The organism is Cupriavidus sp. FW306-1B-F12B (assembly GCF_058781795.1).
The window spans coordinates 152,347-169,853 of sequence record NZ_JBYSXC010000009.1 but is presented as its reverse complement, the minus strand read 5'-3'; the positions used below and the strand labels follow the sequence as shown (position 1 = coordinate 169,853).

The 17,507-nt window shown below is 67.3% G+C and carries 17 protein-coding genes; 1 reads left to right on the top strand and 16 read right to left on the bottom strand.

Annotated elements, in window-relative coordinates; all coding sequences use genetic code 11:
• Positions 1-21: 21 nt before the first annotated feature.
• From AC3WLE_RS17130 to clsB, 3 genes are all read right to left on the bottom strand, one after another.
• Entirely contained in the window at positions 22-1,809 is a 1,788-nt protein-coding gene (locus tag AC3WLE_RS17130) for an acyl-CoA dehydrogenase C-terminal domain-containing protein (protein ID WP_492319038.1), read from the bottom strand.
• A 76-nt stretch (positions 1,810-1,885) separates the two neighbouring features.
• Positions 1,886-2,476: a TetR/AcrR family transcriptional regulator gene (locus AC3WLE_RS17125; RefSeq protein ID WP_026201385.1), complete on the bottom strand. Its 591-nt coding sequence runs from the start codon at positions 2,474-2,476 to the stop codon at positions 1,886-1,888.
• A 362-nt stretch (positions 2,477-2,838) separates the two neighbouring features.
• Positions 2,839-4,182, bottom strand: coding sequence for a cardiolipin synthase ClsB (gene clsB, locus AC3WLE_RS17120; RefSeq protein WP_492355865.1), 1,344 nt, complete (start codon positions 4,180-4,182; stop codon positions 2,839-2,841).
• A 92-nt stretch (positions 4,183-4,274) separates the two neighbouring features.
• Between clsB and mobB the strand changes: the two genes are divergently transcribed.
• Positions 4,275-4,790 carry a molybdopterin-guanine dinucleotide biosynthesis protein B gene (mobB, locus tag AC3WLE_RS17115; RefSeq protein WP_010813932.1) on the top strand — a complete coding sequence of 172 codons (516 nt, stop codon included), beginning with the start codon at positions 4,275-4,277 and terminating at the stop codon, positions 4,788-4,790.
• Positions 4,791-4,792: 2 nt separating this feature from the next.
• Here mobB and AC3WLE_RS17110 read toward each other — a convergent pair whose 3' ends face one another.
• From AC3WLE_RS17110 to AC3WLE_RS17050, 13 genes are all read right to left on the bottom strand, one after another.
• Complete coding sequence (locus tag AC3WLE_RS17110; RefSeq protein WP_492355832.1) at positions 4,793-5,575, bottom strand: endonuclease/exonuclease/phosphatase family protein; 783 nt, start codon at positions 5,573-5,575, stop codon at positions 4,793-4,795.
• Positions 5,572-6,060: a dihydroneopterin triphosphate diphosphatase gene (gene nudB, locus AC3WLE_RS17105; RefSeq protein WP_010813934.1), complete on the bottom strand. Its 489-nt coding sequence runs from the start codon at positions 6,058-6,060 to the stop codon at positions 5,572-5,574. Before nudB ends, AC3WLE_RS17110 begins: the two co-directional genes overlap by 4 nt.
• A gap of 98 nt (positions 6,061-6,158) precedes the next feature.
• A complete protein-coding gene (locus tag AC3WLE_RS17100) occupies positions 6,159-7,070 on the bottom strand; it encodes a hypothetical protein (RefSeq protein ID WP_492297330.1) in 912 nt (303 codons plus the stop codon).
• A 212-nt stretch (positions 7,071-7,282) separates the two neighbouring features.
• On the bottom strand, positions 7,283-9,091 hold the full coding sequence (gene aspS, locus AC3WLE_RS17095; RefSeq protein WP_011614526.1) for an aspartate--tRNA ligase: 1,809 nt from the start codon (positions 9,089-9,091) through the stop codon (positions 7,283-7,285).
• A 66-nt stretch (positions 9,092-9,157) separates the two neighbouring features.
• The gene (locus AC3WLE_RS17090; RefSeq protein WP_035822762.1) at positions 9,158-9,880 is read right to left on the bottom strand and encodes a DUF502 domain-containing protein; all 723 of its coding nucleotides are present in this window, start codon (positions 9,878-9,880) and stop codon (positions 9,158-9,160) included.
• 14 nt (positions 9,881-9,894) lie between these two features.
• Positions 9,895-10,239 (bottom strand): FmdB family zinc ribbon protein, encoded by a 345-nt coding sequence (locus tag AC3WLE_RS17085; RefSeq protein ID WP_492355833.1) that lies wholly within the window; start codon positions 10,237-10,239, stop codon positions 9,895-9,897.
• 164 nt (positions 10,240-10,403) lie between these two features.
• Entirely contained in the window at positions 10,404-11,840 is a 1,437-nt protein-coding gene (locus tag AC3WLE_RS17080) for a high affinity choline transporter 1 (RefSeq protein ID WP_492319033.1), read from the bottom strand.
• Between the two features lie 293 nt (positions 11,841-12,133).
• Positions 12,134-12,754 carry a methyltransferase domain-containing protein gene (locus AC3WLE_RS17075; RefSeq protein ID WP_492319032.1) on the bottom strand — a complete coding sequence of 207 codons (621 nt, stop codon included), beginning with the start codon at positions 12,752-12,754 and terminating at the stop codon, positions 12,134-12,136.
• A 33-nt stretch (positions 12,755-12,787) separates the two neighbouring features.
• Positions 12,788-14,365, bottom strand: a complete 1,578-nt coding sequence (gene ubiB / locus AC3WLE_RS17070; protein ID WP_492319031.1) for a ubiquinone biosynthesis regulatory protein kinase UbiB — start codon at positions 14,363-14,365, stop codon at positions 12,788-12,790.
• A gap of 67 nt (positions 14,366-14,432) precedes the next feature.
• Positions 14,433-15,131, bottom strand: coding sequence for a ubiquinone biosynthesis accessory factor UbiJ (locus tag AC3WLE_RS17065; RefSeq protein WP_492355834.1), 699 nt, complete (start codon positions 15,129-15,131; stop codon positions 14,433-14,435).
• Positions 15,132-15,260: 129 nt separating this feature from the next.
• Positions 15,261-16,250 carry a Tim44 domain-containing protein gene (locus AC3WLE_RS17060; protein ID WP_492319029.1) on the bottom strand — a complete coding sequence of 330 codons (990 nt, stop codon included), beginning with the start codon at positions 16,248-16,250 and terminating at the stop codon, positions 15,261-15,263.
• Between the two features lie 63 nt (positions 16,251-16,313).
• Positions 16,314-17,045: a bifunctional demethylmenaquinone methyltransferase/2-methoxy-6-polyprenyl-1,4-benzoquinol methylase UbiE gene (gene ubiE / locus AC3WLE_RS17055; RefSeq protein WP_010814445.1), complete on the bottom strand. Its 732-nt coding sequence runs from the start codon at positions 17,043-17,045 to the stop codon at positions 16,314-16,316.
• Between the two features lie 34 nt (positions 17,046-17,079).
• Positions 17,080-17,502 (bottom strand): gamma-butyrobetaine hydroxylase family protein, encoded by a 423-nt coding sequence (locus AC3WLE_RS17050; protein WP_010814444.1) that lies wholly within the window; start codon positions 17,500-17,502, stop codon positions 17,080-17,082.
• Positions 17,503-17,507: the final 5 nt, after the last annotated feature.

Sequence of the window (17,507 nt, the reverse complement as noted above, 5' to 3'; positions counted from 1 at the left end):
GGAACGACGCGTAGAGTCGACTCAGAACAGGTCTGCGTCCAGCGCCATCAGCGTTGCCGCACCAGCGCGCGCCTTGCGGATCTCGGCGGCGGTTTCCGGCAGCAGCCTGGCAAAGTAGAAACGTGCCGTGGCCAGCTTGGCGGTGTAGAACTTGTCGCCGCTCGCTTCCTTCTCCAGCGCGATCTTGGCCATGCGGGCCCAGAAGTACGAGAACACCAGGTGGCCCACCACGCGCAGGTACGGCACCGCGGCGGCGCCCACCTCGTCGGCATTGCCCATCGCCTTCATGCCGATTTCCATGGTGAGCTTCTGCACCTTGTCGCCAATATCGGCGAGCGGGTTGATGAACTCCTGCATGGCTTCGTTGGTGCCTTCGGCTTCAACGAATTCCTGCACGATCTTGCCGAAGGCCTTCATCCTGGCGCCCATGTCGCCCAGGATCTTGCGGCCCAGCAGGTCCAGCGCCTGGATGGTGTTGGTGCCTTCGTAGATCATGTTGATGCGCGCATCGCGCACATACTGCTCCATGCCCCACTCGGCGATATAGCCGTGGCCGCCGAACACCTGCATGCCCTCGTTGGTGGACGTGAAGGCGTTGTCGGTCAGGAAGGCCTTGATCACCGGCGTGAGCAGCGCGACCAGGTCGCCGGCCTGCTTGCGCACGGCTTCGTCGGGGTGCGACAGCTCGCGGTCGATCTGCAGCGCGGTCCAGTAGCTGAAGGCGCGGCCGCCTTCGGCGTAGGCCTTCTGCGTCAGCAGCATGCGGCGCACGTCCGGGTGCACGATGATCGGGTCGGCGGGCTTGTCCGGCGCCTTCGGGCCGGTCAGCGCGCGCATCTGCAGGCGGTCCTTGGCGTAGGCCAGCGAGTTCTGGTACGCCACTTCGGTCAGGCCCAGGCCCTGCGCGCCCACGCCCAGGCGCGCGGCATTCATCATCACGAACATGGCGTTCAGGCCCTTGTTGGGCTCGCCCACCATCCAGCCGCGCGCGCCGTCCAGGTTCATCACGCAGGTGGCGTTGCCGTGGATGCCCATCTTGTGCTCGATCGAGCCGCACTTGATGCCGTTGCGCTCGCCCGGGTTGCCGTTGGCATCGGGGATGAACTTGGGCACCACGAACAGCGAGATGCCCTTGGTGCCGCCCGGCGCGTCCGGCAGGCGTGCCAGCACCAGGTGGATGATGTTCTCGGCCATGTCGTGCTCGCCGGCCGAGATGAAGATCTTGGTGCCCGAGATCAGGTACGACCCGTCGGCCTGCGGCTCTGCCTTGGAACGCAGGATGCCGAGGTCGGTGCCGCAGTGCGGCTCGGTCAGGCACATGGTGCCGGTCCACACGCCGGAGACCAGCTTGGGCAGGTAGGTCTGCTGCAGTGCTGGCGTGCCGTGCGCGTGCAGCGCCTCGTACGCGCCGTGCGACAGGCCCGGGTACATGGTCCAGGCCTGGCCGGCCGAGTTCAGCATCTCGTAGACCACATTGTTGATCACGATCGGCAGGCCCTGGCCGCCGAATTCGGGATCGCACGCCAGCGCCGGCCAGCCGGCCTCGACGTACTGCTGGTAGGCTTCCTTGAAGCCGGTGGGGGCCTTGACCACGCCGTCGCCGACGTAGGTGCAGCCTTCGCGGTCGCCCACCTGGTTGAGCGGGAACACCACGTCCGAGCAGAACTTGCCGGCTTCCTCGATGACCTGGTTGATGGTGTCCGCGTCGATGTCCGCGTGCGGCGGCATCGCCTTGAGTTCGGCTTCGGCGCCGAGCAGTTCATGGAGCACGAACTGCATGTCGCGCAACGGTGCGGTGTACTGGCCCATCTGAGACTCCTTGGAGTTGTGCGATGCCGCCACGCCGCCCGTCCCGCTTGCGCGATACGGTCCGACCGGGGCGACCTCAGGTACGGTAAGACTGAATCAGCTTGTTGAGCGCGACCATGGCAAGCTCGGCACTGTCAGGCAGGCGCAGGAAACGGGCGTCATGATGCAAGCCTAGTTCAAGGCTGTACATCTCGAACAGCATCAGGCGCGGATCGCAGTCCGCGCGCAGGTGCCCTTCCTCCCGCGCCTGGTTGATGGCGCGCGTGAGCGCTGCCCGCCAGATGGTGACGCTCTTGACCAGCTCGTCACGCACCAGGCTGCCGGCACGGTCGTCGTACTCCACGGCGCCGCTGATGTAGATGCATCCAGTCGTCACTTCCTGGATGCGCTTCTCCATCCAGCGCCGCACCATCGACCACAGCCGGGGCAGGCCGCGCGGCTCCTGCAGCGAGGGATAGAACACCTCCTGCTCGAACCGGCGGTGATACTCCCGCACCACCTCCACCTGCAGGTCTTCGCGCGAACCGAAATGCGCGAAGACACCGCTCTTGCTCATCTGCATGCGTTCCGCGAGCAGCCCGATGGTCAGACCTTCGAGCCCGTCGCGGGACGACAATTCCAGTGCGGCATCCAGAATCGCCACGCGCGTCATTTCACCCTTGCGCATTGGCGCGGGGGAGGCGGCGGCGGATTCGAGACGGGCTGACTGGTGTCGCATGTTTTTTCTCCGTTCTGCGGGGCCCTGCTGCGGCCCCGCGTATGACCCTGACGTTGCATTATTTGCTTGCGGCCGAACCGGCGGATTTGCCGGTGCATACCGCGAATGCACGCAGTCTAAGCCAAAAAAGAACGGTCGTTCAGATTATTCTGGCGCAGCAGCCGACCATCAAGCTTTTAATTAGACCGCTGTTTCTAAACGGACTGCAATGCAGCATGTCCGTCATGTCGGTCATGGCTTGCGCCGCGACCGGTTGCAGCGAGCGCCGTGCCGCATGGCAGCAAACGCACACCGCGCTCGCGGCTTATCGTTCAGTAGCGCCCCGCGACACCGGCAATGACGACACCCAGGCGCAGCAGCATATAGGCCGCCCAGTTGGCCAGCCGGTGCAGCGGCGAGCGGCGCGCATGCACCTCCGGCATCACGCGCACGCTGCGGTGCGCAATGGCGTATTCCAGCGCGGTGCGCAGTTCAGCGGCGAAGGCCGCATCATAAACGGCGACGTTGGCTTCGCGCGCGAGCAGCAGGCTGAACGGGTCCATATTGCTCGACCCGACCGTGGCCCAGGCCTCGTCGACCACGCCCACCTTGGCGTGCAGGAAGCTCTCGGCATACTCGTAGATCTCGACGCCGGCCTCCAGCAGCGAGGCATACAGCGCATGGGTGGCGTAGTGCTGCAGCCGGTATTCGACCCGCCCCTGCAGCAGCAGCCGCACGCGCACGCCGCGCGCGCGGCACGCCAGCAGCGCGCGCCGCATCTTGTGGCCAGGCAGGAAGTAGGCGTTGGCAAGGATCACGTCGTGGCGCGCGGCGCCCAGCGCGCGCAGGTATTCGCGCTCGATGGTGCGGCGGTTGCGCAGGTTGTCGCGCAGCAGCAGCGCGGCGCGTACGCCGCCCGCGGCTTCCGGGCGCGGCGGCAGGTCGGTGACGAGCGGGTAGTCGGCCACCGCGGCGGCGCGTTCGGTGCCGTGCATATCGCGCAGCGACAAGCGCCACCAGAGCCGCTCGGCGGACAGCGCGATGCCGTCCACCAGCGGGCCGCCGACCTGCACCGCGAAGTCATAGCGCGGCCCCAGGTTGGCGCCTTCGAACGGGCCGTGGTTGTGGTCGTCGATGATATTGATGCCGCCGACGAAAGCCACGCGCCGGTCGATCACCGCCAGCTTGCGGTGCAGCCGGCGCAGGTGGCGCCGCGCCAGCCGGAAGCCGCGCAGCATGCGGAACACGCGCAGTTGCACGCCGCCGGCGCGCAGCCGCGCGGCCAGCGCGGCGGGCATGTCGCCGGCGCCGAATCCGTCCACGGTCACGCGCACGGTCACGCCGCGCGCGGCGGCGCGGATCAGCGCGTCGCTGACCGCGCGGCCGACTTCGTCATCGGCATAGATGTAGGTTTCCAGCATCACCTGGAACGCGGCCTGGTCGATGGCGGCGATCAGCGCGGGGAAGAAGTCCTGGCCGCCGTGCAGCAGCCGCACCGCATTGTCGGTGGTGGGCTTGCCGCGGCGCCAGGTCCAGCGCAGCATGTGGCGGCGCGGCGCGTGGTCGCCGGCCGCGGCGGAGTCGTGCGCGCTGGTGTCGGCATGAGCGGAGTGGGAGATCCGTGACATGCCGTGATTATCGGACAGATTGCCGGGCGCAAGGCGCCGCGCGCACATTGGCAGGCGCATCTCTGCTATCGTCGAGACTGATGCTTGCCCGCGCAGCCAGCGACGGGCAATCGACGACTGACGCCCCCACGGAACCCATTGTGAAGGTATTCGGCATTACCGGATCGTCCGGCAGCGGCAAGACCACGCTGCTGGACCAGCTCATCCCCTGTTTCGTCGCCGCCGGCCTGCGCGTGGCCGGCGTCAAGCATACCCATCACGGCTTTGACCCCGACACGCCCGGCAAGGACTCCTGGCGCATGCGCGAGGCCGGCTGCGCCAATGTCGTGCTGGTCGGCGCGCGCCACCTGACGCTGATGCGCCACTACCCGGAAGCGGTGCCCTCGCCCGAACTGGACGATGCGCTCGCCGTGCTGCCGGCCGACACCGAACTGGTGCTGGTGGAGGGCTACAAGCGCAGTGATTTTCCCAAGCTGGAGGTATATCGCCCGGCACTGGGGCGCACGCCGCTGTGGGACGAGGTGCCGGGCGTGGTGGCGGTGGCAAGCGACGACCCTGCCGCGGTCGCTGCCATGACCGCGCTGCCGGTGCTGGACCTGAACGACCCGCAGGCGGTGTTCGCCTTCATCCGCGACTATCCGGACAGCGCGCGCTGAGTTCAGGCGGCCTTGCCGGCGGGCTCCGCGGGCATGGCCAGCGCGCCCTGCGGATGCCCCAGTTCCGCCACCAGCGGCACGTGATCCGAGCGCTGCGCCCAGTCGCGGCCGGTCAGCGCATGCGCGCGCTCGATCTCATAGCCGCGCACATAGATGCGGTCGAGCTGCCACCACGGCATATGGCTGGGGAAGGTATGCAGCCGCGCGCCGCGCGCGTGCGAGGCCTCGACCGCGCCCAGCGTATTGCAGATCTGCGCATCGAGCCGGTGGTTCCAGTCGTTGAAGTCGCCGGCGATCACCAGCGGCATGCCGGCCGGCACCACGGTGCGCACACGCTCCACCAGGGCCTCGGCCTGGCGTACGCGGCTGCGCGCGAACAGGCCGAAATGCACGCAGATCAAGTGGGTTTCCACCCCGTGCACATCCGCCACCGCATGAAGCAGCCCGCGCTGCTCGAAACGGTGGTCAGAAATATCGAGGTTTTCGGACATCAGGATCGGGTGGCGCGACAGGATCGCGTTGCCGTGATGGCCGTAGTCATAGACCGCGTTGCGGCCGTAGACCGAATGCGGATAGGCGTCAGTGGCCAGGTAGTTGAGCTGCGTATGCTCCGGATCAAACAGCGCCGCGGCCACCAGCCGGTCGTTGCGGTCCTGCACTTCCTGCAGGAAGACGATGTCCGCATCCATCGCATGCAGGCCGGCGCGCACGTTCTGGATGCGCGGGCGCCGCGAGATGCCGGTCACTCCCTTGTGGATGTTGTAGGTGACCACGCGCAGCTTCATGGCTGCGCTCCGTACACCGCCTGCCGCTCGCCAGCGCCAGCCCCGGCCGCGCGCCAGGCGAGCTGGCGGATGGCCTCGGCATTGCTGCTGGAAAAGCATTGCTGCGCGGCCTGCTCCCACGGTAGCCACTGGTATTGCAGATGTTCGCGTGGCGCCAGCGTCACCGGCAGCGCCTGCTGCACACGCAGCCCGAACCAGTGCTCGGTATTGCGCGTGACGCCTTCGGCATAGCGGTGGCGCCACTGCGGGTAGATCTCGTACTGGATGGTGTGGGCCCAGTCGGTCAGCTGGTGCTCGCCGGCGATGATGCCGGTTTCCTCGGCCACTTCACGCGCGGCGGTCAGGGCCAGGGGTTCGTCCAGGGTGTCGAGGCTGCCGGTCACGGACTGCCAGAACCCCGGGCGATCGGCGCGTTCCAGCAGCAAGACTTGAAGATCTGGCGTGTAAATCACCACCAGCACGGATTCCGGGATCTTGTAGGACATGGGTCTGGGCGAAAGGACAAACCCAAGGATAGCGCAGCCGCGCCACGTTGCCACGCGAAAGCGTGGCGGCGCACGCCCGAGGCGGCCCGCGGCAGCCTTCAGGCGGCGCTGCGCGCGCCATAGGTGGCACGGGGTGCCAGGTACGGCTCGTCGGCGGCGGTGCGCTGCCAGGTGTCGAACACCTGGGGCGAATCGCCGTGGCCCCAGGCCGCACGCAGCTGGTCCATCAGCGGCGCCAGCGCCTGGCGGTAGCGCTTGGACGCGCCATGCGCGTGCGTGGCCAGGGCGTCGGCGCGGTGCCGGACCTCGCCCTGCAGCCGCGTGCGCTCCAGCGCGATTTCCTTCTCGCGCTGTCCCAGCGAGTTGTACTTCTGGATCAGGAAGCGCTGGTAATCGCCGCCGTCCATGCCCTGCGCCGCCTGCGCGTTGACCTGCTCGAAACGCAGCACGATGCTGCCGGTTTCCTGCTCGATATGGGCAACCTCCGCGTCCAGGGCCTGCAGCGCCTCCTGCACACGCTGGGCGTCGCGGCGCAGCGCCTGCACCTGCGCGGCCTCGTCCTCGAACACGCGCTGCGCATCCAGGTAGGCCTGCACCACCGGCTGCGGCGCCACCACCAGCAGCGGGTCGGCGCCGTCGGCGCGCTGGCCGGCCAGCAAGGCGTCATCAGCCAGGCGCAGGTTGCCGAGCTCGTCCAGCCAGCGCCCGCGCGTCATGACCACGCCGACGGTATCCAGCGCCAGCCGGCGCAGCGCTTCGGCGCGCTGCATTTCCACCGGCTCGGCCGCCGCGGCGGGCGCGGCCGACTGCACCGCATGGGCGATGTCGGGCACGCAGGCGGCCACCGTGGTGGCCACCGATTCAGACATGGCCTGCGCCGAGCGGCGCACGGCGCGGCGCAGCTCGAAGCGTGCCAGCAGCATCATCACCAGTCCGGCCACCAGCCAGGTCAGGATGGTTTGGTCATGGGCCAGCAGGAACTGGCGGATCAGGTCGATATCCAGGGTCACGAATTTCCTCCCGAGTGCCGGAAGCCTTCATTGCGAGGCCGCTCGGCAAATTACGTGTCAAAGAGAGCAGACCCCGCCGCGGCGCCCTTCGTTCCGACCGGTAACAAATCGAAACCAATGCGCCGCGCGCCTCACAGCGCAGGCGACCCGACGTTGCGCATAAAGCAAAAAAGCCGCGCAATCGCGCGGCTTCCTTGCGGGCTCCGGGCAACTCAGGCCGTCGGCTTGGGCTCCGTGGCGCGCAGGCGGATGTGCAGTTCGCGCAGTTGCTTCTCGTCGACCGAGCTCGGAGCCTGGGTCAGCAGGTCCTGGGCGCGCTGGGTCTTCGGGAAGGCGATCACGTCGCGGATCGAGTCGGCGCCGGCCATCATCGTGACGATGCGGTCCAGGCCGAAGGCCAGGCCGCCGTGCGGGGGCGCGCCGTACTGCAGCGCGTCCAGCAGGTAGCCGAACTTGGCGCGGGCTTCGTCGTCATTGATGTTGAGCGCGCGGAACACCTTGCTCTGGATGTCCGAACGGAAGATCCGCACCGAGCCGCCGCCCATTTCCCAGCCGTTCAGCACCATGTCGTAGGCCTTGGCCAGGCACTTGCCCGGGTCGGTCTCCAGGTATTCCAGGTGCTCGTCCTTGGGGCTGGTGAACGGGTGGTGCATGGCCACCCAGCGCGCGTCTTCCTCGTCGTACTCGAACATCGGGAAGTCGACCACCCACAGCGGCTTCCAGGTGTCTTCGAACAGGCCGTTGGCCTTGCCGAAGTCAGAGTGGCCGATCTTCAGGCGCAGCGCGCCGATCGAGTCGTTGACCACCTTGGCCTTGTCGGCGCCGAAGAAGATGATGTCGCCGTCCTGGGCGCCGGTGCGCTTGAGGATCTCGGCAATGGCGGCGTCGTGCAGGTTCTTGACGATCGGCGATTGCAGACCGTCGCGGCCCTTGGCCACTTCGTTGACCTTGATCCAGGCCAGGCCCTTGGCGCCGTAGATGCCGACGAACTGGGTGTAGGCGTCGATCTCGCCGCGCGAGATCGCACCGCCGCCCGGCACGCGCAGGCCGACCACGCGGCCGTTGTCGCTGTTGGCGGGGCTTGAGAACACCTTGAAGTCGACATCCTTCATCACCTCGGTCAGCTCGGTGAATTCCAGCTTGACGCGCAGGTCAGGCTTGTCCGAGCCGAAGCGGGCCATGGCCTCGCGGAACTCCATCACCGGGAACCTGGCGTCCAGGTCGACGTCGATGGCGTTCTTGAACACCGTGCGCATCATGTCCTCGAACAGGTCGCGGATCTCCTGCTCGGTCAGGAACGAGGTCTCGCAGTCGATCTGCGTGAACTCCGGCTGGCGGTCGGCGCGCAGGTCTTCGTCGCGGAAGCACTTGGTGATCTGGTAGTAGCGGTCAAAGCCGGAGACCATCAGCATCTGCTTGAAGATCTGCGGCGACTGCGGCAGCGCGAAGAAGTGGCCCGGGTTGACCCGCGACGGCACCAGGTAGTCGCGCGCGCCTTCGGGCGTGCTCTTGCCCAGCATCGGGGTCTCGATGTCGATAAAGCCCTGCGCATCGAGGAACTTGCGCACTTCCATCGCCACCTTGTAGCGCAGGCGCAGGTTGTACTGCATCTGCGGGCGGCGCAGGTCCAGCACGCGGTGCGTCAGGCGCGTGGTTTCCGACAGGTTGTCGTCGTCGAGCTGGAACGGGGGCGTGACCGACGGGTTCAGCACGGTCAGCTCATGGCACAGCACCTCGATCTTGCCCGAGGTCAGGTTGGCGTTCTCGGTGCCGGCCGGGCGCGGACGGACCTTACCGGTGACGCGGATGCAGAACTCATTGCGGATCTCTTCGGCAGCCTTGAACATCTCGGGGCGGTCCGGGTCGCACACCACCTGCACCAGGCCTTCGCGGTCGCGCAGGTCGATGAAGATCACGCCGCCATGGTCGCGGCGGCGCTGGACCCAGCCGGTAAGGGCCACTTCCTGGCCCGAGAATTGTTCGGTCACCAGACCGCAGTAGTGAGTACGCATGGAGGACATAAGGAGATTCCCGGTAAAACGCGGCCGCCCGAAGCACATCGGGCGGCCCGTGATCAGATTGGATGCTTAAGGATCGGTCGTCTCGACCGTTTCCTCGCTGCTGGCCCTGCCGGCCGGATTGGCCGGACTGGCCGGGGCTGCCGGCCGGGACATGCTGCCGTTCTTGCGCGGCAGTTCCGCCGGTGCCACCACGCCCATCGAGACGATGTACTTGAGCGCGGCGTCGACGGTCATGTCGAGTTCGATGGTGTCGGCCTTGGGCATCATCAGGAAGAAGCCCGAGGTCGGATTCGGCGTGGTCGGCACGTAGACGCTGACGTATTCGCCCTGCAGGTGGTTCTGCACGTCGCCGCCGGGGCGCCCGGTCAGGAAGGCGATAGTCCACGAGCCCTCGCGCGGGTACTGCACCAGCAGCGCCTTGCGGAAGGCATTGCCCGAGGACGACAGCAGCGTGTCCGAGACCTGCTTGACGCTGGTGTAGATCGGGCCCACCACCGGGATATGGCCCAGCAGCGCTTCCCACCAGCGCACCAGGCGCTGGCCGATGAAGTTATGCGCCAGCAGGCCGACCAGCAGGATCACCAGCAGCGTGAGGATGGCGCCCAGGCCGGTCACGCGCTTGCCGAACATCAGCCGGTCCGGGCGCCAGGCCTCGGGCAGCAGCGCCAGGCTCTGGTCCATCGTGCCGATGATCAGGCTGAGCACCCACAGCGTGATGCCCAGCGGCACCAGCACCAGCAGCCCGGTCAGGAACCAGGTTTTCAGGGCGGAAGTCTTCTTGGCAACCACGGGGCGGGTCCGGCTCAATGGCAGGCGCAGGCGCTGCCGCAGCCGCCAGCTGCCGCGGGCGTGGCCGAAGCGGACGTGGCAGGACTGGCCGGCGATTCAGCCGCCGCCGGGGTGCTGGCCGCCGCTGCAGTGGCGCCACCCGCGGCGCCGGTCACTGCCGGCGCGCCGGCGCTGCCGCCGCGGAAGTCGGTCACGTACCAGCCCGAGCCCTTGAGCTGGAAACCAGCAGCGGTCAGCTGTTTCTTGAACGCGCCGGCGGTGCCGCACGACGGGCAGTCCGTCAGCGGGGCATCGCTCATTTTCTGCAGCACATCGCGCCCGTGGCCGCAGGCGTCGCAACGGTAGGCATAGATCGGCATGGTGTTATTTCGCGAGAAAACTTCGGAATTGGTACAAAGGCGGACATCGGCGCGGGCCATGGCGGCCGCGGGAAATTCCCGTGCGACGATGCAAAGCCTTGAATTATAAACCGTTCCGGGGCCGCCTGATCGCCGGAAATGAGGGGGTGGCAGACCCCGGGCCGTCAGGCGATATGCACTTCCTTGACCGGCGCGTGATCTGCAATCCACTGCGGCAGCAGTGAACCGATCACCATGCCGCTGATCGAGAACAGCAGGCCCACCATTTGCGGCGGCACCACGGCATCGGCAAAGGCCACCTCGCAGGTCAGCCACGAAGACAGGCCCAGCAGGATCGCCGCCAGCCCGCCCTGGCGGGTGGCGTGCTTCCAGAACATGCCGAAGGCCAATGGCACGAACGACGAAACCAGGGTGACCTTATAGGCATTTTCGACCATATGGAAGATCGACAGGTGCGAGTTGAGCGCGAACAGCGTCACCAGCGCGGTGAATACCAGCACCACGGTCTGCATCACGCGCAGGAACTGCCGGTCGTCGAGGTGGCGGAAGTACGGGCGCAGGATGTTCTCGGCAAAGGTCACCGACGGCGCCAGCAGCGTGGCCGACGCGCAACTCTTGATCGCCGACAGCAGCGCGCCGAAGAACATCACCTGGGCGAACATCGGTGCGTGCTGCAGGATCAGCTTCGGCAGGATCAGCTGCGAATCGGTGTCGATGTACTTGGCCACCATGCCGGGGTCGATCATTGTGGCCGAATACGCCAGGAACATCGGGATGAAGGCGAAGCAGAAGTACAGCACGCCGCCCAGCACCGAGGCGCGCCCGGCGATCTGCTCGGTGCGCGACGAGGTCACGCGCTGGAACACGTCCTGCTGCGGGATCGAGCCCAGCATCATGGTGAACAGCGCCGCCGCAAAGCCGATGATCTGTATGAAATCCAGCGATGGCAGGAACTCGAACTTGCCGGCCGCGGCCGCGTGCGACACCACCGCCGTGACGCCGCCGGCCTGGCCGCTGACCTCGTAGCCGATATAGAGCATGCCGATCACGATGATGATCATCTGGATGAAGTCGGTGATGGCCACCGACCACATGCCGCCGAACAGCGTATAGACCAGCACGCTGGCCGCGCCGATCATCATGCCGGCCTCCTGCGACAGCGCGCCGTCCGAGACGGTAAAGAACACCAGCCCGAGCGCCTTGATCTGCGCCGCCACCCAGCCCAGGTAGGACACCACGATGCACAGCGTGGTCAGCACCTCGGCCAGCCGGCCATAGCGGTTGTGGTAGTAGTCGCCGATGGTCAGCAGGTTCATCCGGTACAGCGGCCGGGCGAAGAACAGGCCCACCAGGATCAGGCACAGCGACGAGCCGAAGGGGTCGGAGACCACGCCCGACAGGCCTTCCTTGAGAAATACGGCGGGGATGCCCAGCACCGTCTCTGAGCCGAACCAGGTGGCAAAGACGGTGGCGGTGACGATATGGAACGGCAGGCTGCGCCCGGCGACGGCGAAATCGGTGGTGTTGCGTACGCGCAGCGCCGCCCACAGGCCGATGCCGACCGAGATTACCCAGTAGATGATGACGAACCAGATCAGCATGCCGCTGCCCTATGCAGAAGTGCCCTTGTGGCGAAAAACCGAATGCCGGGCGGCGCATGAGTGCACGTTGCTTGCGCGCATCTGCCCGGAGTCCAATTCATCGGTCGGGGCCGCATATCGAGCTGCCTGGAGTTCTCGCGCTGGGCGGAAAACGCGGCCGGGGCTGCGGTCGTAGCCGAATCAAAACGCGGATTATAGCGACGCAGACCAGCGTGGGCGAAAAAAATTCCCCGCTGGCGCAAATGCGCCACGCGGAGCATCGCCTGCGCCACAAGGGCTGGCCGGTGGCTGCCTCAGCCGGACCGGCGGCGCCAGACCTGCCAGCGCTCCTGCCCCTGGAACACCGGCAGCGGCGCGGCCGAGGGCCGGTCCTCCAGTCGCTCGAAGGCCGGTGCCAGCAGCGCGTCCAGCGCCTCGGCCGGCATCGCGAACGGCGGCCCGCCGCGGTTTTCGCCGAGGTAGAAGTAGCCGGCCAGCAGGCCGCCCGGCGGCAGCAGTTGCGCGACCCGGGCGGCATAGTCGGCCCGCATCGCCGGCGGCAGCGCGCACAGGAAGGCCCGTTCGTAGATCAGCTCGCACGCCGGCTGCGGCGTGAAGGCAAAGAAATCGCCCTGCTGCACCACTACCCCCGCCGGCCCCAGCGTCCGCCGCGCCGACGCCACCGCCTGCGGCGAGAAGTCGATTGCCGTCACCGGCCAGCCACGCTCGAACAGCCACGCGGCCTCCCAGCCGTTGCCACAGCCTGGCACCAGGGTCGGACATGGCGCGCGGCCTTCAATGAACTGCCGGAATTCCTCGGGCACGCCGCCCTGGTCCCAGGGCGTGAAGCCCTGTTCGAAACGCTCGTCCCAGAACGCCGGGTCGGCGGCGTTGCGGGTGGCGAAGGTCGGCGCGGGCTTGGCAGGGTCGCTCATGGTCATCTCTAATATGGATCAGCCAGGGGTGCGCTACCAGTAGCCCGCCCAGCCCAGCACATGCGTCAGCACGATGCCGGCGACAAAGCCGCCCAGCAACAGCAGCCCGGTGCCGAGCAGCCGGTTGGTGCGGCGCTGCTCCACCACCAGCATCGCCAGCAGCTTGTCCTGCTCGCCGTTGCTGGTCAGCGCGCGCCGCTCCAGGAACTGGTGCGCCAGGCGCGGGAAGTCGGGCAGCATCTTGGCCCACAGCGGCGCCTCCACCTTGACCCGCTCCCAGGCGCCCTTCCAGCCCACCTGCTCGTGCATCCAGCGTTCCAGGAAAGGCTTGGCGGTCTTCCACAGGTCCAGGTCGGGGTCGAGCTGGCGGCCCAGGCCTTCGATATTGAGCAGCGTCTTCTGCAGCAGCACCAGCTGCGGCTGGATCTCGACATTGAAGCGGCGCGAGGTCTGGAACAGGCGCATCAGCACCATGCCCAGCGAGATCTCCTTGAGCGGCTTGTCGAAGTACGGCTCGCAGCAGGCGCGCACGGCGCTTTCCAGCTCTTCGATGCGGGTGTCGGGCGGCACCCAGCCGGACTCCACGTGCAGCAGCGCCACGCGGTGGTAGTCGCGCCGGAAGAAGGCGATGAAGTTCTGCACCAGGTAGTTCTTGTCGAACTCGGACAGCGCGCCGACGATGCCGAAGTCCAGCGCGATATAGCGGCCGAAGGTCTCGGGCTGCACCGACACCAGGATATTGCCCGGATGCATGTCGGCATGGAAGAAACCATCGCGGAACACCTGGGTGAAGAAGATCTCGACGCCCTCTTCCGCCAGCAGGTGCATGTCCACGCCGGCGGCCTTGAGCGACTCGGTGCGCGAGATCGGGATGCCGTGCATGCGCTCCATCACGAACACGGTGCTGCTGCACCAGTCCCAGAACACCTCGGGCACCAGCAGCAGGCTGGAGTCGGAAAAATTGCGGCGCAGCTGGCTGGCGTTGGCCGCCTCGATCATCAGGTCGAGCTCGTCGTGCAGGTATTTGTCGAACTCGGCCACCACCTCGCGCGGCTTCAGGCGCTTGCCGTCGGCCCAGAAGCGTTCCATCCAGGTCGCCATGTCGCGCATCAGCGCCAGGTCGCTGTCGATCACCGGCAGCATGCCCGGGCGCAGCACCTTCACCGCGACCTCGCGGCCGTGGCAGGGGCCACCCTTGAGCGTGGCGAAGTGCACCTGCGCAATCGAGGCGCTGGCCACCGGCTGGTGCTCGAAGGTCTCGAACAGCTGGTCCAGCGGCCGCCCCAGCGCGCGCTCGATGATCTTCACCGCCACCACCGAATCGAACGGCGGCACCTGGTCCTGCAGCTTGGCCAGTTCGTCGGCAATGTCCGCCGGCATCAGGTCGCGCCGGGTCGACAGCACCTGGCCGAACTTGACGAAGATCGGGCCCAGCCGCGTCAGCGCCAGCCGCAGGCGCTCGCCGCGCGGCATCTCGAGCTTGCGCCCGATGGTGATGACGCGCACCAGGAAGCGGATCCTGCGGCTGCTGAAGCCCGAGAGCACCAGCTCGTCCAGGCCGTAATAGAGGATGACGAAGAGAATCTTGCCAAGGCGCAGGAGGCGGGTCATTCGGGAGTCTTCACAGGGCCGGGCAGGCAGTCATGTTGTTGGTGGATGGGATCGGGGCGCGGCCGGCTCAGCGGTGCGGCGACGGCAGCTTGCCGGACTGGCCCGACTGGCCCGACTGTCCGGAAGCCGGCCGCGGGCCGGCGCGCTCCAGCCGCTCCAGCCGTTTCTCGAGCCGGGCCAGGCTGTCGCGCAGCCGGCCCACATCGGTGCCGAAGGCATCGAGCGCGGCGTGGCGCACCAGGGTCGGATGCTCGTCCAGCAGGTAGTCGGTGACGTTGTCGACCAGGGCGCGGCCCACGCGCGTGGCCTGCTCATGCACCTGGCGCGCGCCGTCGACCACGCGCTGCGCCACGCTGTCGCTGACGGGCCCGCCCAGGATGCCGCGCAGCGCGCGCGACAGGTCTTCGGCGGCGTCCCAGCGCAGGTTGCGCGCCAGCGTCGAGACGGTGTTGGCCAGCTCGGCGTCGCCCTCGATGCGGACATGGCGCATGGCGGCGGCCTGGCCGCCTTCGGCCACGTCGGCGGCCACCAGCGGCCACTGCTGCACCGGCACGCGCAGCGTCACCGCGGGCGCCTCGGCCTCGGGCGCCGGTTCGGTGCAGCCGTGCTCCGTCACCTTCAGCGACAGCACGAAGGCGGCCGCATCGAAGCGGATCACGCGCCCGGCAAACGGCGTGAGCTGGTTGCGGGCCCACGGCTCCTGCTCAAGCAGGTGGTTCAGCGCCGAGATGGCGGGCATGGCCAGGGCGGAAGGCAGAGTATTCATGACAGCGCGGTTGGCGGGCAGGCAGCGACGCCGCAGGTCGGGCGTCCCAAACAAAAAAGGCCCACGCTTTCGCGTGGGCCTCCATTCTAAGCTACTCCCCCCGGCGCATCACCGCCGCGGGGTGCGGCATCAGGACTCTTGCTGGATGCCGGCCAGCAGCCAGCCGCCGGTGCCGCTGGCAGGCTTGGCCAGGTTCCAGACCTCGCCGAACGGCTGGGCCGCCTCGCCGGACTTCTCGCGGATCATGCCCGAGAAGCGCACGCTGGCGATATGCTGGGCCGCGGCCGACTCGATGCCGAGCAGCTGGGCTTCGAGCGTGACCACGTCGGTCTTGTTGACCTCGGCGCCGCGGTCGGCCAGGTCCATCTTGATCTCGGCGAACATCTCCGGCGTGGTGAACTCGCGGATGTCGTCCAGGTTGCCGGCATCCCACGCGGCCTGCAGGCGCACGAAGTGGACCTTGGCGTTGCGCAGGAAGGCTTCGGTATCGAAGTCGGCCGGCACGCCCCACGGCTGCTGGGCCACCGCATCGGCCGCGACCGGGGCTGCCGATGCTGCCGGCAGTACCGTATTGGCGGCCGGGCCTGCCGGGCTACCCGACGACACAGGCGTCGGCTCGCCGCGGAACATGGGCTCGGCGTTGCGGCCCAGGTTCGGCGCGTTGCCGGCGCCGGCGTAGGCCGGCTGCTGGGTGCGCTTGCTGCCGCCACGGAACTTGCGGATCAGCCAGATCGCGGCGAACGCCACCAGCGCGATCAGGATCAGGTTGGACAGGAAGCTCAGCGCCGCGCCGCCCAGGCCGAAGTGCGACAGCAGCCAGCCGATACCCAGGCCGGCGGCGATGCCGCCCAGGATGCCGCCCCAGTTGCGCTTGGGCGCCGCGGCCGCGGCCGCGCCGGCTGCACCGGCCGTTGCCGGAGCCGCCTGTTGTGCGGGCTGCTGCGCCTGCTGGGTCGGCGAAGTGGGCTGCGGCGCCTGCTGGCGCTGCGTGACCGACTCAGATTGCTTGCCGATGCTGCGCGAACCGCCCATGCGCTTGGCATTGGCGTCGAACATCACTCCCAAGGCAATCGCGGTAATCAGCGACCCAACCAGGAACTTTCCACGAAATGACGACATATTCTGCTATCCCCTGTCAGTTTCACCCTATATGCGGGCGAGGCATGGCGATTTCAAGTCTTCTTAATACTTGCGCCCGACGTGGAGCGCCACCACTCCGGCCGTCAGATTGAAGTATTCGACATTTTCCAGGCCGGCATGTTCCATCAAGCGTACAAGTGAAGCCTGGTCTGGATGCATTCTGATCGATTCCGCGAGATAGCGATAGCTGGGGGCATCCCCTGCCACCCGCTCACCCAGCCACGGCAGCACCTTGAAAGAATAGACGTCGTAGGCCTTCTCCAGGGGTTTCCACACCTTGGAGAACTCCAGCACCATGACCTTGCCGCCCGGCTTGACCACGCGGCGCATCTCGGCCAGCGCGGCATCCTTGTGCGTCATGTTGCGCAGGCCGAAGGCCACGGTCACCAGGTCGAAATGGTTGTCCGGGAACGGGATGCGCTCGGCGTCGCACAGGCACACCGGGGTGACGATACCCTTGTTCAGCAGCCGGTCGCGGCCCACGCGCAGCATCGACTCGTTGATGTCGGTCAGCCAGACCTCTCCGGTCGGACCGGCCTGCTTCGCGAACGCCTTGGCCAGGTCGCCGGTGCCGCCGGCGATGTCCAGCACCTTGTGGCCGGGGCGCACGCCAGCCTGGGCGATGGTGAACATCTTCCAGAGCCGGTGCATGCCGCCCGACATCAGGTCGTTCATCACGTCGTACTTGCTCGCCACCGAATGGAACACGCCGGCAACCTTGTCGGCCTTTTCCGCTTCGTCGACCTTTTCAAACCCGAAGTGGGTTTCACTCATCTTTCAGACTCCAGGGTAATCGGTTCGACGCGGCTCAGTGATGGCCGCAGCCGTGGCCGCCGGCAGCGCCGGCGGCGGGCATCGGGGTGTCGCGGTCGGCGCCGGCGGCTTCCAGGCGCTGCAGGTAGTCCTGCCAGAGCGCATCCTGGTTGTCGCCGAGGCGGTACAGCAGGTCCCAGGAATAGATGCCGGTATCGTGGCCGTCGGTAAAGCGGATCAGGATCGCGTAGTTGCCGACCGGCTCGACCGCGTTGACGCCCACCTCGCGCTTGCCGGTCTGCAGCACTTCCTGCCCCGGGCCGTGGCCCTGGACTTCAGCGGACGGCGAATACACGCGCAGCAGCTCGAACGGCAGCCGGAAGCTGCGGCCGTTGTCGAAGCCGATCTCCAGCACGCGGGATTGCGTATGGACGGTCAGCGCGGTGGGATGAGGGGTGTCTTTTTCCAGGCCTGCCATGATGA